The sequence below is a fragment of the Halorubellus amylolyticus genome (assembly GCF_034808145.1).
Taxonomy (GTDB): Archaea; Halobacteriota; Halobacteria; order Halobacteriales; family Natrialbaceae; genus Halorubellus.
The window spans coordinates 58,011-84,739 of record NZ_JAXHGM010000013.1 but is presented as its reverse complement, the minus strand read 5'-3'; the positions used below and the strand labels follow the sequence as shown (position 1 = coordinate 84,739).

At 56.1% G+C, this 26,729-nt stretch carries 11 protein-coding genes and 1 pseudogene; 8 read left to right on the top strand and 4 right to left on the bottom strand.

The window, feature by feature from the left end:
* Window positions 1-24 precede the first annotated feature (24 nt).
* Together SM754_RS18815 and SM754_RS18810 are read right to left on the bottom strand one after the other, a co-directional pair.
* Entirely contained in the window at window positions 25-1,755 is a 1,731-nt protein-coding gene (locus tag SM754_RS18815; RefSeq protein ID WP_323677699.1) for a hypothetical protein, read from the bottom strand.
* A 61-nt stretch (window positions 1,756-1,816) separates the two neighbouring features.
* Window positions 1,817-2,495 (bottom strand): annotated as a pseudogene (locus SM754_RS18810) (IS6 family transposase).
* A 138-nt stretch (window positions 2,496-2,633) separates the two neighbouring features.
* On the opposite strand from SM754_RS18810, the gene SM754_RS18805 reads away from it, so the two are divergent.
* Window positions 2,634-5,738, top strand: coding sequence for a DEAD/DEAH box helicase (locus SM754_RS18805; protein ID WP_323677698.1), 3,105 nt, complete (start codon window positions 2,634-2,636; stop codon window positions 5,736-5,738).
* A 380-nt stretch (window positions 5,739-6,118) separates the two neighbouring features.
* On the opposite strand, the gene SM754_RS18800 is transcribed toward SM754_RS18805, so the two are convergent.
* Entirely contained in the window at window positions 6,119-8,365 is a 2,247-nt protein-coding gene (locus tag SM754_RS18800; protein WP_323677697.1) for a DNA cytosine methyltransferase, read from the bottom strand.
* A gap of 177 nt (window positions 8,366-8,542) precedes the next feature.
* Between SM754_RS18800 and SM754_RS18795 the strand changes: the two genes are divergently transcribed.
* The 5 genes from SM754_RS18795 (at window position 8,543) to SM754_RS18775 (ending at window position 20,937) form a co-directional block, all read left to right on the top strand.
* Window positions 8,543-9,337: an HhH-GPD family protein gene (locus SM754_RS18795; RefSeq protein ID WP_323677696.1), complete on the top strand. Its 795-nt coding sequence runs from the start codon at window positions 8,543-8,545 to the stop codon at window positions 9,335-9,337.
* A 524-nt stretch (window positions 9,338-9,861) separates the two neighbouring features.
* The gene (locus SM754_RS18790) at window positions 9,862-13,689 is read left to right on the top strand and encodes a helicase-related protein (protein ID WP_323677695.1); all 3,828 of its coding nucleotides are present in this window, start codon (window positions 9,862-9,864) and stop codon (window positions 13,687-13,689) included.
* Window positions 13,690-13,695: 6 nt separating this feature from the next.
* Complete coding sequence (locus SM754_RS18785; RefSeq protein ID WP_323677694.1) at window positions 13,696-15,654, top strand: DUF8724 domain-containing protein; 1,959 nt, start codon at window positions 13,696-13,698, stop codon at window positions 15,652-15,654.
* Window positions 15,655-15,682: 28 nt separating this feature from the next.
* Entirely contained in the window at window positions 15,683-16,612 is a 930-nt protein-coding gene (locus SM754_RS18780; protein ID WP_323677693.1) for a phospholipase D-like domain-containing protein, read from the top strand.
* Window positions 16,613-16,773: 161 nt separating this feature from the next.
* Window positions 16,774-20,937 carry an Eco57I restriction-modification methylase domain-containing protein gene (locus tag SM754_RS18775; RefSeq protein WP_323677692.1) on the top strand — a complete coding sequence of 1,388 codons (4,164 nt, stop codon included), beginning with the start codon at window positions 16,774-16,776 and terminating at the stop codon, window positions 20,935-20,937.
* 18 nt (window positions 20,938-20,955) lie between these two features.
* On the opposite strand, the gene SM754_RS18770 is transcribed toward SM754_RS18775, so the two are convergent.
* Entirely contained in the window at window positions 20,956-21,999 is a 1,044-nt protein-coding gene (locus SM754_RS18770; RefSeq protein WP_323677691.1) for an HNH endonuclease, read from the bottom strand.
* 119 nt (window positions 22,000-22,118) lie between these two features.
* On the opposite strand from SM754_RS18770, the gene SM754_RS18765 reads away from it, so the two are divergent.
* On the top strand, window positions 22,119-25,061 hold the full coding sequence (locus tag SM754_RS18765) for a helicase-related protein (protein WP_323677690.1): 2,943 nt from the start codon (window positions 22,119-22,121) through the stop codon (window positions 25,059-25,061).
* Window positions 25,062-25,108: 47 nt separating this feature from the next.
* Window positions 25,109-26,485 carry a DNA cytosine methyltransferase gene (locus tag SM754_RS18760; protein WP_323677689.1) on the top strand — a complete coding sequence of 459 codons (1,377 nt, stop codon included), beginning with the start codon at window positions 25,109-25,111 and terminating at the stop codon, window positions 26,483-26,485.
* The last annotated feature ends 244 nt before the right edge of the window (window positions 26,486-26,729 follow it).

Below are 26,729 nucleotides of genomic sequence, written 5' to 3'. Positions count from 1 at the left end.
AGTTGCCGAAAACACGGGTGGTAGTTACAAATCGAGAAACGCGATACGCAGCAGATTGTATAATTCGGGAGTTGATGAGTTCGTGCTCACGTTGAGTGATATCAGTAACTCGATTGTCTCTTGATTTGCGGAATCGGCTCGTATCAGGCCGTCTGGAAGGACGCCATGAGACCGAATCGAGTCAATTGATTCTTGCGCGAGGACACGGAGAGTCGTACATAGTAACGAGTCGTCATTGAACTCCTCTTCAGCTAGTTCAAGTGCTCCCTTGGCATCGCCGTCGTCAACTCGCGTTTTAAGTTGGGCTAGCGTACGATGAAGAAGGACGTAGTCGTCCTCCCGATCAAACGAGGCGTAGTGGTCAGCGGCATCGGCATAGTCACCCTCGGCTTCCATTAGCCGACCCCCGGCGAGGAGTTTGACGCGGTCGAGATGATATGGGGATGAATCATATAGTGGAATATCAGCAAGGCGGTCTTCGCACTCTAATGCGATACTGTGCGCGCTATCGGGGTCGTTGTTCTTGAGTGCGAGATATGCGTCGGCAATGCCCCGCCATAACTCATGGCGTTTCAGTGCGAGCTCAAGCGTGTCCTGACCAGTGTCTTGATTTTGCACCGTCTTGACCAAGAGGACGATGGCGTTGTCGTGGAGATCCCGCTTGGCTTCCCACGTGTCGCTTGCATTGGCCGCGTGCCGGAACGCTTTACTTAGATATTTGAGTCTTCTGCGGTCGTGCCAGTCTTCGATTTCTGCAGCAGCCCGTTGGTACTCTTGGGCGGCCCGCGCGAAATTCGAGGCGGAACGTTTTCGTTCGTCTTGCTCGCTGTGCCATTCGAACCCGCTGTGTTGCTGCGCCTGCAGCAGATGTTGATAGCTTCGACTGTACGCTTCGCGCTCTGGGCCCCACTCGGTGTCGAGTTCCTGAAGCACTGCCAATTGGCGCTGGCCTATACTTAACTCTGCTGTCGATGGATTGTCACGGCTGGCATGACGATACCGTTCGGCGACGTCTCTGCTACGGACGTAGAGGTATTCAAAGAGGGCGTCGAGGGACGCTGCGTGATGAAGTGCAGCTTCATGAAACTCAAGCCGATCCGGGTCGCCGTACTCGTGTTGTTCTGCAGCCGTACGGAGTTGTTCGGCTGATCGTTCTGCCTCGGGACGCGGATTCGGAACGTGCTTGAGGTACGTCTCGAGCGCTGCGCGCTGGTGGTCCTCTCGTTGACCGTTGTCGAGTCGGTCGACGAGTTGTGCTCGAGCTACGAATTCGATGACCTCGCGGTTGACGTCGGTGACGTCGTTGAGGAGCGTGTTGAGAATCGAATAAGCCTGGCTCCGGTAGTCGTCATCGAGGTATATTTCTTCGAGGGTGGTCTCGACTACTCGGGTGAGTGAGAGTGCTGTCTCGTCCATTCCGAGCTCCCAATATGCTTCAACACGGTCTTGGGCTTCAGCGAGGGTGTGGACTCGGTACGCTCGTCCCGCCCGACTCCCACCAAGTATCATGTTCTTAATACTACGGGCGGTGTCCCGGTTCAGTCGATAATAAATATACTCCGATGGCCCATGGTCAATGAAGATGCGGTGGTACTCAATGAGCGCCTCAAACCGAGCGTCCACCCTCGGAACTTTTCGAGCGGTTTTTTCATAGAACTTCGTGCCATCGTCATACTCCTGAACGAGTTCCTCAAACAGCGAGGGGTCTTCAAGCAGCATTTCAGCCCGGTCAGCATGAGACGCATCAACTGCCATGCTAATATGTTGAACTCCGTGTATTTGAAACCCACTTACGTATGCTGTGTTAAGGCACTGTTTAGTTGAGCACCTCCACGGCTGGTGTTCGTCCATCTAATGCCTGATTCGTCTGATGTCGGTTGTAGTAGTGTCTGAACCGCTGCAGCCACCGTCTCACGATTGACTGACTGCCCCACTAGAACGAGTGAAAGCGGTCGATCCACATCGCCACAGTCTGTAACCATTTCTCTATGTGGTTCCGCTCGTTATAGTTGAGCTGACCGCTCAACTCGCGCCGAGCCAGGGAAGTCAGATAGCCACCAGCATCGACGAGAAACTCGGTGTCGGCGACGTCGTGTTTCTCGGTGAGTCGATGGAGGAACGTCGCTGCGGGATCAGTCCCGCGGCTGTAGACGCCGACCTCCAACAGCAGCTTCGACTCCGTGTTGATGGCGGCGTAGAGCCACTTCTCGTCACCGTCAACCGTGATCTGTTTCTCGTCGACGGCGATCCGCCGACGGCGTTGCCGTCGGCGGGTCACTCTGTGTCTCAGCAAGCGTCTCTTTCCAATTCCAGACGACTTGATGACAGCGATCGACACCCAACCAGTCCAAGACGGCCTCGACTTCACGGTACGACAGCCCCATCGAGTGAAGTCGAACCCCGAAACAGCGCACGCGTGTCGGTGTGCGCTCGTTTTCCCAAGCGTCTTGATTCCAGATATCTAAGCGTTCTTTGAGCAGATCTCCGAGTGTCATAGGCACCACTCACTACGACCTGCTCGCTCCTCAATCCCTCAACTAGACAGTGCCATTAGCCGTACTATATTTTATTACTGTTATACCATGAATATGAAACCAGTATTAATTCAGGCGCGTATCTAAACATCAACATACGTGAGTGCGGACAACACTTTCAAGCCAGGGGACCGAGTGTCATACTTCGACGATAAGGGGAGCGGCCGCGGAACCATCGTGAAAATCGAAGGAAATCTACTCCATATCCATACTGACGATGGGCGGATTGTCGAACAGAGTTCAGATTTACCAATGGTGTCCAAAAAAGAAGAATTCGAAAGCGGCGAGTTAGTATCATTTCCCGGGGGAGAAGGCGAAATACTCAAAATAGAACCACAGCCCAGCGGCGCAGATCTCTTATTTGTCAACACCGAATCGAATGGTCTGAAGACCATCCCAGCCGATCAGAAAGGCATTGAAAAACAAGCCAGGGTCGAAGACAGGATCCGGACCGGTCAGTTTGATTCCGCCAATCGGTTCGATCTCAGATCCCAGGCAACTAGGCTCGACATGGCCTATCGATTCGACCGGTTCCTCTCACTCTCCGGTAACCGAATCGACGTCACACCTCACCAAGTCGAGGCTGCATACGAAATACTCAACTCCCACGATAGACGCTACCTTATTGGCGACGAAGTCGGCCTGGGCAAAACCATCGAGGCCGGCATCATTATCGAAGAACTCCTAGCACGAGGCGCCTCACGAGCCCTAATCGTCACCCCTGCCTCCCTGAAACGACAGTGGAAACAAGAGATGGCGGATAAATTCGACCGGGACTTCACCATCTACGATCGGGAGACGGTGAATGGAATCAAAGCCATGACCAGCGAGAACGTCTGGGAGGTAAACGATCTCATCATTACCTCTATCGACTTTGTAAAACAGGCTGGCGACGACGGTATACCCGAGGACTTCGAAAAGGCAAGTTGGGACGTTGCTGTCTTCGACGAAGCCCACCATCTAACCGCTCGGCGGCGTTCGGATGGCCGGAAGGAACCGACCAACCGATACAAAGTTGGCGAATCCGTGAGCGAGAAGACAGACGCACTCCTGTTCCTGACCGGCACCCCTCACAAAGGGAAGCACGACCAGTTTTATTTCATGATGGATCTGCTCGAACCGTACCGCTTCGAAGACGAACACGATATCAGCCCCGAGAAGCTGGACGAGCTGATGATTCGGCGGACCAAAGACAACCCGAACATGGTCCACTCCGATGGCACACCCATGTTTCCCGAGAAGGAGATCAACACGCTCTCCGTCGAATTCACCGAGGAAGAGGACCAGCTGTATGAAGATATCACGAACTATTTGAGAAATGAGTATCGGCTTGGTGAAGATCAAGAATCTCGCGCCGCCGGATTCTCGATGGTGATCTATCAAAAGCGGCTGGTATCGAGCATTCGGTCGATACAGAAATCCCTCGAGAAGCGAGCAGCGACACTTCGAGGAGACGGCCGGAACGGACTGTCCACAGTGGTCCGTAGTATGCTGGATCAGTATCGAAAAAATCCAGAGACGTTGACTGATCAGCAGCGCGAACGGGTCGAGGAGGAACTCCAAGAGGTTTCTGGTGACCAGAGCGAAGCGGATCGGCAACAGGAACTCGAGACCGTGATGAATCTGATTGAACGGGCACGGGCTATCGATGAGGATTCGAAGGCTGCAAAACTAAAAAGTGCCATTGAGAAGTTGCTGGCTGAAGATCCAGACGAGAAAGTCCTCATTTTCACGGAGTATACGGATACGCTGGAATATCTGCGGGATGAGGTCTTGGATGCATATGACGTGGCCGAGATTCATGGCGGAATGAGTCAGAAACACCGCCAAGAGCAGGTTGAAAAGTTCCGTCGGGGAGCGAATCTGATGCTGGCGACCGATGCGGCCCGAGAGGGATTGAATCTACAATTTGCACATATTATGATCAACTATGACTTGCCCTGGAATCCGATCCGGATCGATCAGCGGATGGGTCGGCTGCACCGGTATGGACAGGATCAGAAGGTGAATATCTATAATCTATTCATCGAGGACACCAGGGAGAGCGATATTTTACAGAATTTGACAGTGAAGATAGATCGGATCGAAGAGGACCTCGGCATGAGTTCCGATGTCCTCGGGATGGTGTTAGAAGGAAGCGATTTCGATCTCGAAGATCGAATCATGGAAGCTGTAGTAAATAACGAGTCTGGACGGGATGTCGTCGACAATCTTGAGGAGATCATCGAGGAACGTAAAGAAGCGGTGGAAACCCTGCAAGAGAACTTCCTGATTGAGGATCAGTTCAACGAATCTGATCTCGAAGAAGTACAGGAAGTGATTGAAGATAGTAAAGACGAATACGTCGGACAGGTTGAAGTACAACGGTTGCTCGAGTTATTTATCGATGAGAATGATGGAGCGATGGAACTGGCCGATGATGGCCATCCAGAGGGCGATGTGTACAAAATTCAGACACCGAGCGTAATTGAATTGCAGGGCGATGAGGTTCTGAGTTCGTATCCACGGGTGACGTTTGATCAAGAGGTGGCGAAAGATGATTCTGGCGTGACGTTCCTGTCTGTCAACCATCCACTCGTACGTGGGATTGTGAATTACTGTCTGGATGGCCAAGACTGGATTGATGGAAAGACAACTGCCAAACAGGCAGGCGATCCGAAGCTTGAGCCCGGAATTCTGTGTAACTTCCGGCTGGGACATGTGACCGGTGACGGGAGTGAGGAGACGGAGGTCTTCGAGTCAATCTATGTAACCGCCAGTGGCTCGATCAGAGAGGACTCTCCTGAAGCACTCGGACCGTTGGCACATGAGGATGCGGCAGACCATCCGGTTGTGGCCGAGGTCATGGGCAAAGCAGACGATTTGGTTGAGGAAGCAAGGCAGAAAGCACAAACACGGGTGCAGCAGATGGCACGCGAGGCTGAAAACGAGCGGAAAACTGTCGTGGCCGAGAAGCGAGAGCATGCGGCGCGGTATTTCGAGAATGCGATTGCGACATGGGAGAATCGCTTGGCAGACTACCAGCAGAAACTCAAGGAGGGCAAGGAAATGCGCGGGAACATCGGGCGAGCAAATAACAAATTAGAGGAGTTGCGGCAAGAACGGAAAGCGACGTTCGAACGGCTTGATGAAGAAGAGGTGGTGTATCCGGAGACAAATGAACTGGTGAATGCTGCTGTGGTCATTCCCAGTACCGACTGGTGATAGCCTGAACACCGATCCCTCGGGCTGGGGGCACACGTTAGTTTGGCGAGTGGTGCGTTCTTGCGTGTGGCTGGCCTGTTAACTGATCTGACGTCTAAACGCAAGCAAATCCGCCGATTCCAGCGCTCTGTGACCTCCCGATGAACGGCCGAGGACCGAAACGTAATTGAAAGATAGACATGAGTAAAATGAATCTGAACAGTTAGATTCCTCAACAAAAGTGGTGTTGCCTCGCGCTCCACAATGACTAATTCGACCTCGCCTAGACCTCGTTGAGAATGGCGTCTTGAGTCTGGAAGATCTCGAAAATGTCCTTCCTCAGCTTCAGTGCATATTTGAATATCGCCGCTCCATTTCAACTCTCACCTCGATAGCGTCACTCAGTCATCGGATACCGCTTCGGACGTCTGCGACTGACCATGTGCCTTCCCTACAGCCTCTGGTCTTCCAGTAATCGTCTGGTGTAGAGCCTTTCCGAGACGTTTCCCAGCGATTGGAGGGACAGCATTTCCGATTTGTCGGAACCAGCTGGTGAACGGGCCGAGGAAGATGTAATCATCATGGAAGGACTGCAAGCGTGCAGCCTCGCGAGGGGTGATGCCACGGTTCCGTTTTGCGTCCGAGCGCTCTTGGTCAGGACGGGCGTGCTGATAGTAATCTGGCAGCACATAGGCGTTGGCGTCCTTCGCGAGATGGGCGACGATTGTTGGCGATGGCTCCGTCCATTCTAGCATCCGATATTTATCCTTGAATCGGGGATTGTCTTCTGTTCCAACATCGTATTCAATATATTCTGCGTACTCTCCATCGCCTCCAAATTTGACATCCCATCCGGTATCACCCGGTCTCAGCGCCTCATCGAAGAGGATCCGGTCCTTCTCCATTGGGTGCTCACGGGCTTGATGATTAAAACACAGAGCTGTATCTCTGTGGAGCTCGTGTTCAGTAAGGTAGCTACTCGGTCCACCGCGGGGTGTTGTCGAAAGCACACGCCCACCCTCTCCACGGCGGAGCCGAGGCAGCCCCGATAATCCGTCTTGGAGAGTGTTAGGCTCTCCAGTATCAGACAGGTTTTCCAAGAGTTCAGTCACTTCGTCCTGGGACTCTGCAAGATCTTCTCGCAAACCGACCAAGAGGACACGCTCTCGCTGCTGCGGGACGCCAAGTTCACTCATGTCCTGCACACGAAAGCCGACGTGATAGCCCATCCCAGTGTCATCGAGTGCAGCCAGGTCCTCGAGGACCCAGTCGATGACTCGAACACCGGTGTCGCCGACCTCGTTGACCATTCCCTCCACGTTCTCCATTACAATCGCCTTCGGGCGTAGTTCGTCGACGACGTTCACGTACTGCGTGTAGAGTGTCGTCCGGGTATCGTCGAGAATACTGTAGTCCTCGTCTGCGGCTCGCCGCGACCGGTACCCTGCCTGGGATAGAGACTGACATGGTGGTCCACCGACAAGGACGTCCGGCTTTGATACTGCGTCCTGTATCCGTGCTGTTATATCGACATCGCGGACGTCTCCACAGACGACGTTTTCATGCGGAATTTCTGGATGGTTCAGGCGATAGGTCGCGACTGCGTCGGGCTCGATGTCGATAGCCCACCGGATGTCATAGCCAGCCCGAGACAGCCCACATGAGAGACCGCCCGCACCAGCGAAGAGATCAACTACCGTTGGACCGTCATGGTCTTTCTGCTGCTCGCGGAGGCGATGTGTCAGGAGGAACTTCCTGAGTTCACAATTCGGTCCGCAGACGTCCGGTCCTTCGGTGACTGCATGAGTTGCCAAGGCACGATACAGTGGCGCAATCAGACGGTCGGTGAGTGCGCTCTCCAGAGACTCCCGTCGCACTCCCTCGGTCTCATAGTCCTCCGGTTTCAGGAGGCCGAGCGCACAGAGGAACTCGTCAACGAGCGGATCGGCTGGCCACACTGGTTTGTCGAACGCAGTCTGCACGAGCCACCAGGCATCCTCCGATTGGATTCCCGGAATTTGCGTCAGGAAATCGACGTAGGTCTCATAGCGCACGTTCGAGAATCCACGAAGCGTCACTCCGTCCGTATAGTGAGTCTTGTCTACAGTGGCGAGCAGTGTTTCGAGTCGGGTGATACGGTCTTCGCTGATACCTTTTCGCGGGCAGGCATCCTCAAGTGCTTCAGTCAGAGCGCTGTGGTCGAATGCAGCGATGTCTTCCCAGGTCCCGTACTGGTCTCGGAGTTGGGCGACTGTCCGTCGAGGGATCCGCTGGAAGAACCGATTTGCAGGCGCCTCAGTCTCGCTCCCGAGGACCACAGCGGCGACAGCGTCTAGCGGGTCGTCACTATGGAAAAGTGGATCATTGCAGGGACAGCCGTCGTCATCTTCAGTTGGATTACTGTGGTCGATGAGCATGTACCGGCAGGTGTCACCGATTGCCGTCCCATTGCGAGCGAGCCGTTCCGGCGTCGCGCCCGGACAGCCTGCTGGATTCATCCGGTGTCGACGAGCATGCGCTGCGGTCAGCGTGTCGATGAGGAAATCGATATTCTCGAGAAGCAGATTGCGGTGGGTGTCACGCTCCGCGGTCGACGCCGACCGAACAAGCGCCAACGGAGAATCGCGAGACGTGACCAATTCAGACATACTTGGCCGTATACTGGCACCAGGGATAAATCCCTGGTCTATGCCTTCACGGAACCTGTCTGGTCGGAGACTGCATCGGGTTTCTCTGGTTCTCGGATGATACAGGTGAATAGGTCGAATTTTTCTTTGATTCATCAGCGGGGCGCTCAAGGTGGTCGCTGATAAACCACTGTTGTGATGGTTTCGGAAGCGTTGCCGTTTGGCCAGACGAGCGTCACGGCCGTGGAGCTACGATCACATGTAGACGCGGCGGCCGCTACGGAGGCACTGGTTGCGGCCGACGTTGACCACGCCAGAGAGCGTTTCGACGCCGTACTCGAGACGGTTCCCGAACTGCTTGAATGGCTGTCTGTCCACGGTCGCGAGTACCCCTGGCGATATACAACCGATCCATGGCGAGTCTTCGCGACCGAGATTCTGCTACAACGCACTCGGGGCGACGCAGTTGCCGAGATTTATAATCCGTTTTTCTCGGCGTTTCCGACCCCGAACGCTGTCCGAGAGGCAGACGAGGCCGATCTTCGCGACCTAGTGCGGTCCCTGGGATTCGTCAACCATCGGGTTCGTACCCTCCGTGAGGCGGCAGACCTCTGCGTTGTGGAGAACGAAGGGCAGGTCCCGACGGATCTCGAAGCGTTGCAGCGGCCGTGGCGTGTCGGCCCCTATACAGCTCGTGCGTGTCTCCTGTTCGCATTCCAGGAACCCTTAGCCCTTGTTGATGCGAACACAGCCCGGATAACGGAACGCGTTTTCGGATACCCACTGCCAGAACAACCCCACAAGAGTGAAGCTGTGTACCGGTTCCTCGATGCGCTGGTCCCAGATGAACCGGCCCTGGCGCGAGCTTTCAACCTCGCACTTCTGGATCTCGGCGCTCTTCGATGCACGAACTCGAATCCGGACTGTAGTGCCTGCCCAATCCAACCAAGTTGTCTGTATGGGTCAGTCGGGGAAGGACTGGGAGTCGATTAGCATCGTCCTCCTATGAGTACTCAACTATTGTACGATCTCTTCGGGCAACGGCTATCTCTCGGTGAGGGCTTGAATCCTAATCCGGTTGGCTGAGAGAGGATGGTATCAGGAACTCGGGCTCGATGGGGCCAGCACGCAAGCGCGCGCGTGGCGCATGTGGGCGTGCACGCGCAACGCGCACCCACGTGTGCGAATAGTGATTGAACTTCCGACCAGATCGCGCCCGAACTTGAGAGGGCGCGATCTGCCCAAACTTTTTGTAGGATGCTCTACAACAGGGTGAGCATGGGCTATAACCCCACCTGTGTGGGCCGCTGGAACGGCGCTGTAGGCGCGCAGAACCGTTCGACGTCCCGCCACGACGTTACGACCGTGTCGTGTGGTAGTGAATGAGCGAGCGTGTGTGCCACGCGGGCGACGCGATGAAAGAATTCGCCGAGCAGTTCTTGATCGCGAACGGCCCCACGCTGATGCCGACGATCATCCCCGAGTCGCATCTCAAGGACATCACTGAGTAAGCCACGATGGCATCTGAACAACATATAGCGACCGGGGAGCAACAAACTCCCGCTGACGACGAACGCATCGCCCGACACCTCCGCGAGACGGTGTTGAAACAGGTCCGCGGTGACATCGACGAACGCGTCAAGCGCGACTTCCCGAGCGATCGGTTCTTCGCTGGTGCGCTCGCGCCAGAAAGCGAGGACCAGCTTGACGACCCCGACGACGATTTGCAGTCGAAGATGCAGCCAAACGGTCTTGGAGCCACCGTCCGCGTCCGAGGAGGGCAGCCCGACGACTCGCTCGACATCGATATCACCGCGAGTGTGTGGGTGCGCGTTAACCCCACGTACGAGGAGATGATTGATCGGGATTCGTTCGTCGCGCTGGGTGACCGTGACGACGACGACGAGGGCGACAGTCTGCTCCCGGTCTTCGAACGCCTCGAAATTGAGGTCCCTTCGATCGAGATGCCCGCGAGCGTGCTACAGACCCCGGCGCGCTCCACGCCCGACGTCGTCCAGGAGCGTGCACGTGAGGCACTCAACGATGCGTTCGCGGATGCACGTGAGCGAGCCCGCGAGAACTACGACCTCTACCACGAGAGGGACGAGGACGACGACACCGTCCCGACAGCCGCACTCGAGGACGAGGAGAGCTTCAACGGCTATCTCCGCGAGCGTGCCGCTGAGGGGACGCCGGCACTCCCGGACTGGCATGCCGCCCTCTCTGTGGAAGTAATCAGCGACGAGGAAAACGGCGGAGAATCGATGATCGTGGACCTCGAACTCGCCAACGAGGCCATTCACTCACGAGACGATGCCGTGTACACGATTCGAGATCCGACGCTGTTCGAGGTCGAGCTCGAACTCACGACGAACGGTGATCTCGAGTTCGTCCCGTTCACGTTCGATCCGCTTCCGGAGGACTTCCGGTACAATCGCGACCTCTGGGGGCACGGCCGGAACTGCACCATCACGGCCCCTGAGCGGAACGACCAGGAGGTGAACGAAGACGGTATTCCACCCGGTCGACGGGCCCCTGCTGCGACGCCAACAGCGAACCGGCTCGAGACGCAGTTCATTCCAGAGTACCGCCAGCTTGTCTACGAATCGGCCGATCGGAATGTGGACGCCGAGTTCGAGAAGCTCGCTGACCTGGACGGCGGGGGGTTTGATGTCCTCGACGACATCGCCGCAGAGATGCGTCGGTACCTCAGCGAGGAGTACGACGCTGCACTGGAGCAGTACCGGAAACGAGAGGACTGGGACGACGACCCGGAGACGGGCGATCTCGCGGACTTCAACGAGGACCGCGATGCGTTCGAGCGCGAGATATTGCGGTTCGAGCGAGGCGTTCGCTGTCTGCGGCAGCATTCCGAGACCGTCGGCCGCGCGTTCGAGCTGATGAACGAGGCGATGGACCGGATGCACGAGTTCCCGGGGTGGCGGCTCTTCCAGCTCGTGTTCATCGTCATGGAGGTCCCTGACGTGGCGAGCCGAGAGTACGACCAGTGGACGGAGGTCGACTGGCGAGACGGCTCGACGGAGGACCGTGCAGAGGACGCAGACTCGGCACTCGACGTCGTGGACGTTCTCTGGTTCCCGACTGGTGGTGGGAAGACGGAGGCGTTCCTCGGCGTCGCCGTCTGGAGTATGTTCTTCGATCGGCTCCGCGGGAAGGACTTCGGCGTCACCGCCTGGACGAAGTTCCCGCTTCGACTGCTCTCGCTGCAGCAGTTCCAGCGGATGACGGAAACTGTGATGTACGCCGACCTTGTCCGTCGCGAGCAGTCGGACATCGGCTCCCATCCCTCACGCCCGTTCTCGATGGGCTATCTCGTAGGGAAGGCGAACACGCCGAACGCGCTCACCGGGTACGACAACAACAACTACAAGCGGTATCAGGGTCCTGCCGGGGAGAGTCTCCGGCGTGAGGCGAAGGTGGTGCCGAGCTGTCCGGCCTGCGGATCTGACGTGGAGGTGCGAATCACCGAGGACGACCACCGACTGACGCACTGCTGTACAGGGAGCAGTTTTGACTGTCCCTGGCAGTCGCGCTCGCTCACCTCCAGTGAGACTTACGAAGAGGCAGAGCTCCCGGTCCACGTCGTCGACAACGAACTCTATCGCTACGCGCCGACAATCATCGCAGGGACGATCGACAAGATCACCGCGATCGGGTACCAGCGCAAGTTCGCGCACCTCATCACGGGTGAGATGGACCTGGAGTGTCCCATCCACGGGTTCGCGAGTCTCGGAGAGTGCACCGAGAAGTATGGCTGTCCGATCGACAAGGACGACTTCAGCGCCATGGCCAAGCCGGTCGAGCCGTACGACCCGGCGCCGTCGCTCATGGTCCCCGACGAGCTCCACCTGCTGGAGGAGAGCATGGGGAGTTTCGACGGGCACTACGAGACCGGAATCGCCCAGCTTCAGGAGCTCGTCGAGGCTGGGACGACCAAGGTCATCGCGCCGACAGCGACGATCACGGGCTTCGAAGACCAGGTACATAATCTGTTCATGCGGCCCGCTGAGCGCTTCCCGTCGCCGGGGCCGTACCTGCGTGAGAACTTCTACGCCCAAGAGCGTCCGGAGACTCAGCGTTACTACATCGGGTTGATTCCGCACGGGAAGACGCACATCAACTCCATCATCGATCTGCTGTTCTACTACCATCGGGAGGTTCAGAACCTGTTCCGCGAGGCGCTGAACGATCCGAGTCAGATCCTGACTGGTGCGGCGCTGGAGGGGACCGAGACCACGGCGTCTCTTGAGGCGGATTCGATCGACGAGGTGCTGGCCTTGCTCAGCTACTACAGCACCAGCATCACCTATCTGCTCTCCAAGAAGGACGGTGACCGTCTCGATCAGTCCATTGTCTCCCAGCTCGACGCGTACCTCCAGCAGGACGGTCGTCCCCCGCTGGCCTCCGAGCGGATGACTGGCGGAACCGGGTTCGAGACCATCATGGAGGTCCTGGATATCGTCGAGGATCCCTGGGACGAGGAGGCCGACGAAAAGATCCTCCGCCGACTCATCGAGCGCGGCGTGCTCGAAGAGGACGTGACGGACTCGGTTCTCTCGCTCCGTAGCACGCTGGAGGCCAGTCTCGATGAAGAGAACGAGGTGGTCGACAGCGAGCAGTTCGAGGGCGAGCGGGCCCGGGCCAGTGAAGAGAACAGGGAAGCACTCGCCTGGCTACTGGCGAGTCGCCTCAACACCATCACGGCGACGAACATGATCGCCCACGGGGTTGACGTCGACCGGTTCAACATGATGACGTTCTTCGGAATGCCACGAGGGACCGCGGAATACATCCAGGCGAGCTCCCGTGCAGGGCGCTCGCGCCCTGGTCTCGTGTTCAACGTCGCGCACCCCATCCGGGAACGCGACCTGAGCCACTACCACTTCTTCGAGAAGTACCACGCGTTCCTGGACCGCCTGGTCGAACCCGTGCCGATCAACCGGTGGGCGAAAAACAGCGTCAAACAGACCCATCCGGGACTGTTCATGGGGCTGTTACTCAATCATTACATGTACCAAGAGGGGGCCGGGAACCTCTACTTCGGTGACAACGCCGAGGAGTTCGCCGACTCTGTCGATGAGGGGCAGTTGCGCCAGCAGATGCTTGGAATGTTCGGCAACCCGGATGACCACGAGGAGTTCCAGGGAGATATCGAGGACCTCACGAAGGAGGCACTCTCTCAGCTTCGGCTCGACGACGATCAGTGGACGAGTGGCCGGATCAAACGGTCACCGATGCGGAGCCTCAGGGACGTCGACGAACAGCTTCCAATCCGGGCGGAGTACCGCTACCGAGAGATTTTCGAGACGCTTGACAACCGGTGACCACCAATGAGTATGCAACGTAGCCGCCACCAGATCCTGTACCAGTTCCTTCCCGGGAACACGTTCGACTACAGCGACAAGCGTGGCATCTGGCAGGTGAACCGCCTCGAGACTACCGACGCGAGCGGCCAAGTCGACCGGGAGTATATCGTCGATCGCGTCTTCGCCCGCGCGAAGAACTGGGATGGTGGTGAGCAGGGTTTCACCTCCAGCAAGTCCGGCCACTACGACTTCGCAGCACCGGACGAGGTTCGGGCGCGTCCGTTCCCGACGACGTTCTACTGTACGAGCTGTCAGAAGGCCCACGGGTACTACTCCGCTGATGACCTCAGCGGGAAGAACCAGGCGCTGAAGTGCGAGCGCTCGGGCTGTAACGGCGACCTCAAGCAGTATCAGTTCGTCAGCGTCCACAGCTGTGGCGAACTGCGACGCCTGTACCCGCAGAAGTGCCCAGATCACGGTGACCAGCACATCGTCCTCGACACGCAGGACAGTCAGCGCGCCCAGAACTTCCACTGGCGCTGTGACATCTGCGGGTGGGGGACTCGGGTCAGTTACTACCAGAACTGTGGCTGTGACTACGTCCCGCCCTCGGTCGATGATCCTGATGACGACAATATGTACACTACGGTCCACCGTGCGGGGTCGACGTACTACCCGCACTACCTGACCACGGTCAACCTGCACACGTCGGGTATCGGTCACCTCCGGGGGAGTGAGGACGGCTCCCGAAAGGCGATCGCCAAGCAGCTCGGTCTCTCGAACTCCCGCCTGAAGAACGTCGATATGGACGAGGGCATCGAGGGAGCAGAGATCGACGACGACCGCAAGATCGAGGTGTATCAGACCGAGCCCGAGGTTGACTCGCTTGATGCGGCTGAAGACTGGCTCCGTGAACAGGGCGAGATCGACAGTCAGACCGTGGGCGAAACCATCACGGAGCTTATCGATCTGGAAGCCGGCGAGGATAGCTTCGAGATGGTTGATGCTGGTGATGAACTCCTCCAGTACGTCCTCAGCCTCGAGGAGCTCACGGCACACACGCTTGCTGACCTTGAAGAGGATGCAAGAGATGAGGGGTTCCCCCGGAAGGCGGACAAGATCTCGACGTACACCGATGATCTCGACCGGCTCGGTCTCAAGGACGTCCGCGTGATCGAGGACTTCCCCGTCCAGACGTTCGTCTACGGGTACACGCGTGGTGGCCGAGAGGAGGATGAGGCGAAGCTGAACGCCTTCTCCCAGAACGCAAGTAGCGGTGATGGTATGCCCATCTTCGTCGACACCTCGGAAACGGAAGCAACGCAGTTCGACCTCGACCCCGAAGCGGTGCTCCTCTGGCTGGCCGTGAACATCCCCGAGACGAGCAACGAGCAGGAAGTTCGCGGCGACATCACGCTCCCTGAACTGCCGGATGACCCCGAGGCGGCTGACCTCGACCGGGCGCGAGCGGCTATCGAAGAGTTCTCTCGCGCGGAGCAGTGGGCGTTCCTGCTGAACCATCTCGACCCCGTCGACCAGTACGGTCGTTTCGAGACCAGCACCGACGACACGGTCGAGGGGCAGGTGACGAAGTACGTCTTCGAGATGCTGCACACGCTCTCGCATATCCTGCTGAAGCAGGCGAGCACCATCAGCGGGTTCGACCGGACGAACTTGAGCGAGTTCCTCTTCCCGCGCGCGCTCTCGCTGGTGATCTACACCAACAACCGCGAGGAGTTCAATATCGGCGGCATGACCACGATGGTCGAGCAACAACTGGACGACCTGCTCGGCCAGGCTCGAGCCCACGGAAACGAGTGTATGATGGATCCAGTTTGCTCACAGCGTGACGGGGCCTGTCTGTCCTGTCTCCACGTGAGCGAGATCAGTTGCTCGTACTTCAACCAGGTGCTCTGTCGGGACTACCTGTTCGGTAGTCGCCCGAACACCGACAGATCCATCGAGGGACTCTGGCGTCTCTAGTCCCCTACGATTCACTCTAATCCATGACATGACCCGACGTTCACCAGATACCGACCGTGCGCTCGCCATCGCGGATATCGTCGATCACGAAGAGGCACTTCTCGATGAGTTAGAAGGGCTTCTGCTTGTCGCCGCGGGACGTTCCGAGCGTATCTCCCCGGCCGCAGTCGCACGGGATACGAGGCTGAGCCGCGAAGCGGCGACCGATCTCTTCCGACAGCTGCTGGAGGGAAACGTCGTTCAGCGGACAACCTACGATGCTGAACTGGTGGAAACACCATGCAGTGTTGATGCGGGACGTGCCCGAACGATATTCGAACACACTCAGGAGTCGATTCGGATAATCGACGCCCACCGTGATCGGGTTCCAATAACGGAGGTAACTCCGCTTGTTACGTTCCCAGACGATCCCGAATTCAGTGAGGCGACACCCGCTTCAATGGGCATGGAAGGGTTGCTCTCGACCCTGGCGAGCCAGGTCAAGCGTACCGAGCACGAGATCGTGCTCCTCGCGCCCTTCTTCGAGGGCGAGGGCTTCGGCCGGCTTGCCGATGTCCTTCTTGACGCGCTTGAGCGCGGTGTCGAACTCACAATCGTGACCCGGTATCTATTGGATCCAGACTCGCACAATTACGGCGTTATCGAGTCGTTCATGGAGCGAGCCGCAGAGCGAGGTGTCGCATCCATGGTTTCGCTGATTGATTATACCGTCTGGAGTAGCGATACGCCAGCTTCAGAACGCCGTCAGGGGGGTGAGAACCCGAAGTTCACGCTGCACGCGAAAGTGATGCTGTTCGATACCCGAGCAGCCTACGTGGGGAGTGCAAACATCACTGATTACGGATTCGACCGATATCTCGAACTCGGGGTGCTTCTCGAGGGGTCGAAGGTGGCTTCCTTCCGTGACCTCTGCGAGTTCTTGCTTGGCTCGGATGGAGCTGTTTCGGTGACTCTCTGACTCGACCCGTTTCAAACAGCTTCTTTATTCCCGAAACTCAGCAGTTTATTCCGCCCGACATAGGCGGTTTGAGTGGATTCTTGGAAAGGGTTAACTGGCTGGGACATACCGGGTAGTGTATAGCTGACGTACGGTACTCCACCGCTTTTTGATACGATACAATGACTGATCCAACTACCTATCGAACGAACCGCGATCTGTTCTCGAACCACTACCTCAACGACCACCTTCGGGATACCGAACCGTGGAACGAGGTATCCGACGCAGATGTTGAAGCGGCGTACGACGAGATCAGTGAACTTCTTGAGGACAAGCGAGTCCGCGTTGATGACTATAACGAGGCGCAACTCGAGCGGAACGTAATCCGACCGATTTTCGAGATTCTAGATATTCCCTTCGAAATCGAGGAGACGGTTATGCGGAACGCCAGACGGCCGGACTATGGGTTCTTCCCGAGCGACGAAGCGGCCGATGCGGCGTTTGATCGTGAGGACTTCTACGAGGAGGCGATTGCTGTTGCTGATGCGAAGCGCTGGGGCCGGAAGCTCGACACGCGTGGTGAGGAAAAGCGTGACTTCGAGAACCCGAGCTACCAGATTCACCGATACCTTCAGGAAACGCCGACGGAGTGGGCGGTTCTGACGAACGGTGAAAAGTGGCGTCTCTACTACGGGCCCACAAGCCACCGACTCGACTCCTTCTATGAGATTGACCTCCCCGAGCTCCTCGACGTCGTTGCAGAAGACGGCGATCTTGAGGCCTTCAAAGAGTTCTACCTCTTCTTCCGCCAAGGGGCGTTCCTCCCTGATCAGTCGGGGGATTGCTTCCTTGACGATGTGTATGACGAGTCCAGTGTCTTCGCCGAAGAGCTCGGTGAGGACCTCCAAGAAAACATCTATGAGGCGATTCGCGTTCTCGCTGAAGGGTTTCTTGACACCAATGAGGAGCTTGATGAGGATGACCTCGATCTGATTCACGATAGTTCTCTCATCTATCTATATCGGATGATATTCGTCCTCTACGCCGAGAGTGAGGGTCGGAATCTGCTGCCGACGGACAATGATATCTACAGCGAGAGCTTCAGTCTCAATGAGCTGAAGCAGACTGTCGTCGAGAACCGGAACGAGACCCAGCAACACTACCAAGCGTGGCAGACGCAACTCTGGGATCGACTGGAGCAATTGTTCGTCCTCATCGACGAGGGCAGCGAGGGACAGGACATCCCGAAGGAGGACCTCTACATCCCCGCGTACAACGGAGGGCTATTCCGAACGCACCCTGATTCGGGGGACCCCGTCGAGTCGCAGTTTCTTGCTTCCTATGAGGTCGGAGACGCCTATCTCGGGGAGGTCATCGAATTACTCACTCGTCACGACGCTTCCGAAGGCGCCGGAAAGGTTTTCGTCGACTATTCGTCGCTCGATGAGCGGAACCTCGGCTCGATTTATGAGGGGCTGCTTGAGTATAAACTCGATATCGCTACTGGGCCGTTGACCGTCGAAGACGGCGAGTATGTGCCTGCCGGGGACGATAACGACGTCATTGTCGAAGAGGGTGATGTCTACCTCCGTACCGACGACGGGGAACGAAAGGTGACTGGATCGTACTACACGCCGGAGTATGTGGTCGAGTACATTGTCGACGAGACGCTTGAGCCACTGGTCGAGGAGATTCGACAGGACCTAGTGTCTCAGAGTGCAGACACGACCCATAGCCGTGAAGGTGGGTTCGCGGAGGACTTCGCCGAACGCGTCTTCGATCTTGCGATTCTGGACCCGGCGATGGGCAGCGGTCACTTCCTTGTCAACGCGGTCGACTACCTCGCGCGGGAAATCATCGATGCTCAAGAACGTCAAGACAGACAGGCACTGGAGGCCGAGGACGAAGAAGTCCGATCCCCGAGGACTGAGGAAGGAGAGCTGCGAGACATCAACTGGGCCCGTCGAAAGGTCGCCCAACGCTGTATCTACGGCGTCGACGTCAACCCGCTAGCCACTGAACTGTCGAAGGTTTCTCTCTGGTTACGTACTCTTGCAGCCGAGCAACCTCTCGCCTTCCTCGATCATCACCTGAAGACCGGGAATTCGCTCGTTGGAAGCGATATCGAGGAGGTGCTCAGCAACGGCGAAGACGTTGCCACGGAAGATGGCCAGCTCACCCTTCAGCAGTCCTTTGACCACACGCGAAAGCGTGCAATGGAGCATGTTACTGATCGCTTCCAAGATCTCCTCACCATCGACAACGAGACTTTGGAGGATGCAAAGGAAATGGAGGCAGTCTACGACGAGGTTCGTGAGGATCCTCTCTATCGGAAGTTACTGGCGATGTCGAACGTACACACTGCCGACACGTTCGGTCTCAACGTCCCAGACGACGCTGACGAGCGGATGGCCCGGGCGCTCAACAGCGACGATTGGGAAACTATTGAGGGGGAAGACTGGTTCAAGAGCGCCCGATCGATAGCTGAGGAGGAACATTTCTTCCATTGGGAACTAGAGTTCCCGATGGCATTCTACGACCAAGATGGGGAGAGAAAGGCGAATGCTGGGTTCGATGCGGTGATTGGAAACCCACCTTGGTTGAACGCATGGAGGATGACTGAAAAATCCCCAAAACTAAGAGACGCAATTAAATCGCTGTTCTCGGATGCAGATACGCTATCTGGACATTGGGACCTGTATGTTCCATTCGTCATTAAGTCTCTAAAATTATGTAAGGAAAAAGGGACTCATTCCTTCATATTGCCAAACACATTGCTCACCGAGAAATACACAAAAGACTTGAGAGAGTCGATTCTGTCTGAGAATAATTTGCTCAGTATTCTTGACTTCGAAGAATTAGATGTATTCCAAAATGTAGAGAGGCAGGTTGTTGCATATCATGTTGAACGAACAACCAATTCTTCCCCTCATGAGATTCGCAGATGTACTCAAACGATTCCATTTAGATATGAGAACATTGGCAAGATCGACCCAGAAGTTTGGCTGAACGTCTATAATTATCAAATAAGAATTGATGATAATTTTATTTCTCAATCATTGCCACTTATAGATAAAGTGGATGATAGTGGTGTCTGTTTAGGGAATTATTTATATGTAAATGTTGGTGCAACTGTCTCTGGCAAGGGTTCATACAGTTTCAAAAAGGATGACGTGGTCTCTGACTCTCCAAAAGGGAATGCTAAAAAATTCTTCCAAGGCTCAGATGTCCAAAGGTGGGCAGTAAACTGGTCTGGAGAATGGTTGGATTATCGCCAACAAGAGATGTCTGGCCCAAGGACGCCGGAAATGTTTGAAAATGATAAGATTGTAGTTCGAAAGCGTACAAATAAAGGGGGAATTCTTTCGGCAGGGTGCGATGAGAGCGGGATGTACTGTGATGATACAGTTTTAGTTTGTTGCGAATACGAAAACTTAGAGGATACCACAGCTTCTATTGATTTTGAAGGCTTTGAAAGATATAGTACATCTCCATCTCTTCGGTACCTCCTTTCAATAGTTAATTCCTCACTAATGAGCTGGGTGTTTAAAAATAAATTTGAAACTGGTGCTCTTCAAGGAAGTTATTCTGACGTATGGCCAAAATCGGTCCGATCTTTCCCACTCCCGCCGGAAAGTAAAAAAGATGAGCCGGTGTCCGTAACTGACGCCAATATACAAATAGAGAAGGGTGAAACAACCGAAAAGATACTTAGCTCACTTAGTAAAGATATTGAAGAAAACAAGCAACTACGACAATCAATCAACCTCAATCTACTAGATTATCTCGGTAAATACAAAGAAGGTCAGGAACTCCCTGATATCGGGATCTTCCAGCCCAGTAACCCCGAATATCTCGATGAAACCACCGAGGACTACGAGAAACTGCAGATCGAGCGTACCCGCACGACGCGTGAGGGTCCATCCGTCACCATCCATGCGACGGCGCGCTACAAGCCTGAAGAGGAGGATGAGTTCGAGACCGATACCTACGGCTACACGGAGACAGATTTCTTCGAAGCGTTCACGCTCACAGACCTGAGCGAGGGTGAGGCCGCTCTTATCGAGGCATTCGTCCCTGTTGCCGTCGATCAAGAAATTGGCGGCTTCCGAGACAACGCCACCAAGACCAACTCCCTGATTGACCGCCTAAAAGGAATGACTCTCCCTGATCCCGATGACGTCGCTGACGACCTCCAGCGGTACATTGAGGCGAAAGAACGCGCCGACGAACTCGACGAGAAGATCTGGAATATCGACCGGCTCATCGATGAGATCGTTTACGACCTCTACGACCTCACTGAGGAAGAAATCGAAATCGTGGAAGAGGCAGTAAACGAAGGCTGAATAGCGAACCTCAAAAAACTACAGCCACGAAAGCCCGCCGTTCAATTCTTCCAGGAACCCCGGCTGGAGCTGTGCGTTCGAGGGGAGCGAGAGCTGTTCGCCTTCTTGTTCAACTATCGTCTCCCTGAGGAACGGGTGGGCAGGCTCGAAGGACGGGCTCGTCCGGATTCGGTACTCGCTGTCGATTGTGAACAGCGCGGCGTCGAACGCACGATGGTGTAGCGAGTTCAGCACCAATACGTTCTCTGAGTGTTCTGCGAGGTCGGGGTGCTGACTCCGTGGCAGGACGTGCGCCAGGTCGAGTAGCGACTCCTCACGAATACCGGTCATCGCGCAAGCGTGCCCAAATCGTTCGAACGTCTCCGCTCGGAATGCTTCACTGACTGTCGTCTCGATCGATTCATACCGTCGAATCTTCCCTCCCGTATCCAAGAGTTCGCCTGTCGGCCACTGCGAGACCTCTCCTTCCCTTCTCCACTGATTCCAGACCTCGGGCGCCTTGTCGTCGTCGTTCGCCTGCGCACGCTCGTGGAGCCACGAGACTGGGACTGCCTGGGTGTTAAGGATTGAGAAGTGAAACCGATAGTTCGGAATCTGTTCCCCTGAATCATCCTGATAAGGTTGCACCTCGAAGTGATCCGGGACGCAGAGCCCACAGAACTCAACGACGCCACTCTCCGGCTTCCGAAACACGAGAACAGGAGGAACCTCCTCACGCCGGCCTGCGGCTGCCCTGTCAAACGCATCCTTGATCTTCCGATTCTGTGGTGACTCGTCATACCCGAGGTCCTTCTTCGCATCACCCCAGTAGCTCACGTACCCGGCGTTGACTGCCAGCGTATCCTCCCACGGATCATCATGCTGCGAAACACCGGCATCGTTCGAAACGAGGACGAGTGCCGCGGGCGTCTCGGAGCGATCCGCACCCAAGTCCCGAATTCCACCCGTGTTCTTGATTCCGCTGTTTAGTGGGCCGCGAATCCACCGCAGGAACTGGTCTTCTGCGTTCCTGAAGGTCCCGGTGTCTCGATAGGTTTCGCCAACCCGGAACGCGTGCTCCATGATATCCATTTCATGACGATCTGTCGGCAAAAACACTCCGGATAATATACCTATTTGCGGTAGTGAACTTGGGTCCCATACCGGAACGTTAAGTTGAGACACCACATCTGCTTTCAGCAGTGTCTGATTGTGAATGCGGCTTTGAGATCGGCGACCGAGTGAGCTTTGCTGGCGGTGAGGGTGAAGCTGTCAAAATCAATCACCGATCTTCTGGGCAGTGTCTTCTCCATATCCTGACCGATGATGATTCGTCGAAAAAACTCCCGACCGCGGTCGTTGACCTGATTGACAGCAGCGACACGCTTCTTGAGAAAGGGGAGTTCGATGACCCTGAGCGGTTCAATCTCCGGGCTCGCGCAGCAGAACTCGATCTGGCTCACCGACAGGACCGATTCGTCGCGCTGGAGAACAACCGCATCGACATCGCCCCCCACCAGGTGAAAGCGGCTCACGAAATTCTCACGTCGTATGACCACCGCTACCTCATTGGCGACGAGGTGGGGCTCGGGAAGACCATCGAGGCCGCAATCGTCATCGAAGAACTTGCCGCCCGCGGACAGGCTGACCGGGTCCTCATCGTTGCCCCCGCTCCACTGACCACCCAGTGGCAGGAAGAACTCCGCGAGAAATTCGACACGAACTACGTCATCTACGACCGCGATTACGTCAAAGCCAAGCGGGATGCCTACCCTGCGGAGAACGTCTGGTCACACGAGGATCGAATCATCACCTCTATCGACTTCGCCAAACAGGAGGACATGCTGTCGGCGCTGAAGAACGTACAGGAAGACTGGGATATCGCCATCTTCGACGAATCACACCATCTCACAGCACGCCGTGAAGGCAAGCACGGAGTCAATAAGATTGACCGCTACAAAGTCGGTGAAGCAGTCTCCGAAACTTCAGACGGTCTGCTCTTCCTCACAGGGACGCCTCATAACGGAAAACGGGATCAGTTCTACTTCATGATCTCGCTCCTTGACCCCTATCGGTTCCGCGACGAGCACGACGTCAGTAAGGAGGGACTGGAAGACCTGATGATTCGCCGTCTCAAGGACGAAATGTACGAGGCGGACGGTTCGAAGATGTTCCCGGAAAAGAACATCCAGACGCTCCCGGTCACGTTCACTCCGCAGGAGCGCGAACTCTACGACGACATCACGGAGTACATCACTGAACACTATAATCTCGCAACCCAGGAGGAAAACGACGCTGCAGGATTTGCGATGGTGCTCTATCAGAAGCGCCTCGTCTCCTCGATCTACGCTATTCAGCAATCCCTCCGCAACCGGATGGAGTCCATCAAGGCAGGCGGTGCAGACCCGGGCGACCTCTCACCGGTTACAAAGAGTCTGCTGGATGAATATCGGGAGGACCCGGAGATGCTCACGGAGGCGCAACGGGAACACGTTGAGGAGGAACTGGGTGGTGCAGTCGCCTCTGGTGACCCGGAGAAGATTGAGAAAGAGCTCTCGATGGTTCGGGACCTCTATAATCAGGCAAAGGCCATTCCGGTTGACTCGAAGGCAGAGCAGCTGCGAGAGTACGTCGACGAAATCTTGGAGGAAGACCCGGACGAGAAGATCCTCATTTTCACGGAGTACACCGACACGCTCGAGTATCTCAAAGGACGCGTGTTCAGCGATCGTGACATCGCCGAAATATACGGCGACCTCTCACAGTCAGAGCGCCAGCGGCAGTTCGCGAAGTTCGAAGGTCCAGCGAACATCATGCTGGCCACGGATGCAGCTCGGGAAGGCCTGAACCTGCAGTTCGCCCATCTGATGGTGAACTACGACCTGCCGTGGAACCCGACGCGTATCGATCAACGAATCGGGCGCCTCCACCGCTACGGCCAGGAAGAGACGGTTGAGATTCGGAACCTCTTCTTCCAGGATACCCGGGAGAGTATCATCCTCGAGCGGCTTCTGGAGAAGATTGACGAGATTGAGGAGACGCTGGGGATGAGTTCTGACGTGCTCGGACTCGTGCTCGACGACGTCAATCTCGAGGAGCAGATCATGTCTGCGCTCGCAGCGGGAGACAGTCCCGACACTGTCGTCGACGATATCGAGGCGATTATCGAAGACCAGGAGGAGGCGGTCCGTCGTGTTGACGAAGAGCTCCTGATTCGGGATAAGTTCGATTTGAGCAAGGAAGACCGCGATATCCTCGATATTGTCGAAGAGAGCGCTGCCGATACAATCAGTGATGAGGACGTCGCGTACCTCGTCAGAACGGTCTGTCGAGAGTTCGAGGGCGGCATCGAAAACGTTCGTCCCGGTCCTGCAGAAGATGGTGGTGACGTGTTCGATCTGGTTGTGCCTGACCGGCTCACTGGCGATGACGTCGAGAGCCGGTATAACGGCGCCACGTTCGACCGTGAGAACGCGCTTGTCGACGACACTCTCGAATTCATCACACTGGACCATCCTGTGGTTCGGGCGATGATGGCGTACTGTCTCGACACGGATGCTGTCGGTGGACAGACAGCGGTCCTCACTGGTGGGGAGCAACTGGAGACGCCTGCTCTCCTCTGTCACTATCGAATCGGCTACCTCTCGGGGACCGGAGATACCGTCACTGAACAACTTGCTCAGGTCTACGTCACACCCAGTGGGACCACCCTGACCCAGGGCATCGACATTACGGGTGGTCTCCCGCCGTCCGCTGTCGAGGACCATCCCTCAATCGGTGCCGTAACCTCACAGGCTAGTCAGCTCGTCTCGACGGCTGAGGAAGTGGCGTGGGAGCTCGTGGACGATCTCGCACAGGAAGCCCGAGCCGAACGAGAGCGGGAGGTCCGGATTCGACGAGAACACGCTGAGAACTACTTCCAGTACCGCATCGATGACCTTGAAGATCGAATCGAGCAGTTCGAGAAGCGTGATCGTGCCGGCGAGGACATGAGTGCCGTTCTGGCAAAACATCATAGCGAGCTTGCTGATTTGCGAGCGAAGAAGAATGCAGAGCTGGCTCGACTCGAAAACGAGAAACAGGTCGTTCCTGACGAGCCCGATCTGGTGAACATGGCTGTCGTCGTTGACGCCTTCGAGCACTGACTCTGATTCCGAATCCCTTTCTTCATGCCCGCCTTTGCTACTGCATAATGGATTCGGAGCCGTCCGCAATCGATCTCTTCTGTGGCGCGGGAGGACTCTCTGAAGGCCTCCAGAGGGCCGGCTACGACGTTCAATGGGCGATCGACCACAACGAGTCTGCTGTCGAAACCTACCGTAAAAACCACGGAAATCACGCCATTCAGGGGGATATCCGTGACACTGACCCTGCTGTAGATGGCCCGAATATTGAGCAGGGTGAACTCGACCTCGTTGCTGGCGGGCCGCCCTGTCCAACGTTTTCGAAGATTGGCCAGTCGAAGCTCGGCTCTCTTGAGGACCGATCCGTTGACGATGACGATCGGAACATGCTGTATCTCGATTTTCTCCGCTACGTCGATCATTTCCAACCGAGCGCGTTCGTCATGGAAAATGTGCCCGGGATGCTGGCTGACACGGCCACCGTTGAGTCGGACACCGTACAGGAATCACTCCCTGTTGGAGTAGAACAGGAAACGGATCAACATCCGGTCGGTGAGGAAGTCCCCGTTCCCGAGATTATTCTGGAGGAGATGAAGAGTCTCGGTTATTCCGCCGACTGGTTCAAGATTGACGCGGCAGACTTCGGGGTGCCGCAGCATCGAGAACGTCTCTTCTTTATCGGTCGACGATCAGGTAAGGTGCTCCCCGACCTTGAGCGGTGGCAGACCCACCGAGAGCCGAGTGATCGGGAAAAGGAACAGCCGATGCAGGTACGACCTGAACTCAAGGAGGGTGCGGACAAAGCCCAGGAGACGCTCGATACCTGTTCGACGTCAGTCCTCCCAGATTTCGAACCGAATCGCGATTACAAGCATCCCTACCTCACCGTCGCGGACGCAATTATGGATCTGCCTCCAATTTCGCCAGAAGGAGACATGCCACCAAAGCGGGCGACAGAGTATCAGCTTCCACCAGTCTCACCGTACCAGGAGTGGGCTCGCGATATTCCTGAGGATGAGGAGTGGCAGGAACAGCCACTTCGAAATCACGAGGCGAGATGGCATAATCATCTCGACCTCTCGATCTACAAGCTCCTCGGCCACGGTGTCGGGTGGAATATCGGTCAGGTGAGTACGTCGCTCCAGCCCTATCGGGATGATGTCTTCCCTGATAAGTACAAGAAACAGAATCCTGCAGAGCCGGCATCGACGATACTTGCTCACATTCAGAAGGACGGACATATGTTCATTCATCCTACCGAGGCGAGATCTCTGTCACCTCGAGAGGCAGCTCGTCTCCAGACCTTCCGCGACACCTACTGGTTCCCGGAGAGTCGAACGAACGCATACCGCCTGATTGGAAACGCTGTCCCTCCTCGACTCGGCGAAGCAGTCGGCGTCGCTATTCGTGAAAGAATCCTCTCAACGACTGATACCGACGACTGAGGGTAAATATTCCGCGGGTTACCCGTTCTGAAGCGGAACGCTGTGCCTCTGCCGACAACAATCGCTCATACGAAGAACCACGTCCAGTTGTCCTGAAACCGGTGAGAAAACAGAATTCATCGGATCGTACAATTTCCCGCTAACGTCTGGGCTCAGGAACAATAATGTGGTCAATGTCTCCTGTCTGATAATGAAAACTCAGATTAGGAGGTATCCGTACGGTTCTACAATCGGAGCATAGACA

Bases quoted from the DNA above. Each gene is read 5' to 3' on its own strand.
- SM754_RS18815 (WP_323677699.1), bottom strand. From the start codon at position 1,755: ATGGCAGTTGATGCGTCTCATGCTGACCGGGCTGAAATGCTGCTTGAA.
- SM754_RS18800 (WP_323677697.1), bottom strand. From the start codon at position 8,365: ATGTCTGAATTGGTCACGTCTCGCGATTCTCCGTTGGCGCTTGTTCGG.
- SM754_RS18795 (WP_323677696.1), top strand. From the start codon at position 8,543: ATGGTTTCGGAAGCGTTGCCGTTTGGCCAGACGAGCGTCACGGCCGTG.
- SM754_RS18790 (WP_323677695.1), top strand. From the start codon at position 9,862: ATGGCATCTGAACAACATATAGCGACCGGGGAGCAACAAACTCCCGCT.
- SM754_RS18785 (WP_323677694.1), top strand. From the start codon at position 13,696: ATGAGTATGCAACGTAGCCGCCACCAGATCCTGTACCAGTTCCTTCCC.
- SM754_RS18780 (WP_323677693.1), top strand. From the start codon at position 15,683: ATGACCCGACGTTCACCAGATACCGACCGTGCGCTCGCCATCGCGGAT.
- SM754_RS18775 (WP_323677692.1), top strand. From the start codon at position 16,774: ATGACTGATCCAACTACCTATCGAACGAACCGCGATCTGTTCTCGAAC.
- SM754_RS18770 (WP_323677691.1), bottom strand. From the start codon at position 21,999: ATGGAGCACGCGTTCCGGGTTGGCGAAACCTATCGAGACACCGGGACC.
- SM754_RS18760 (WP_323677689.1), top strand. From the start codon at position 25,109: ATGGATTCGGAGCCGTCCGCAATCGATCTCTTCTGTGGCGCGGGAGGA.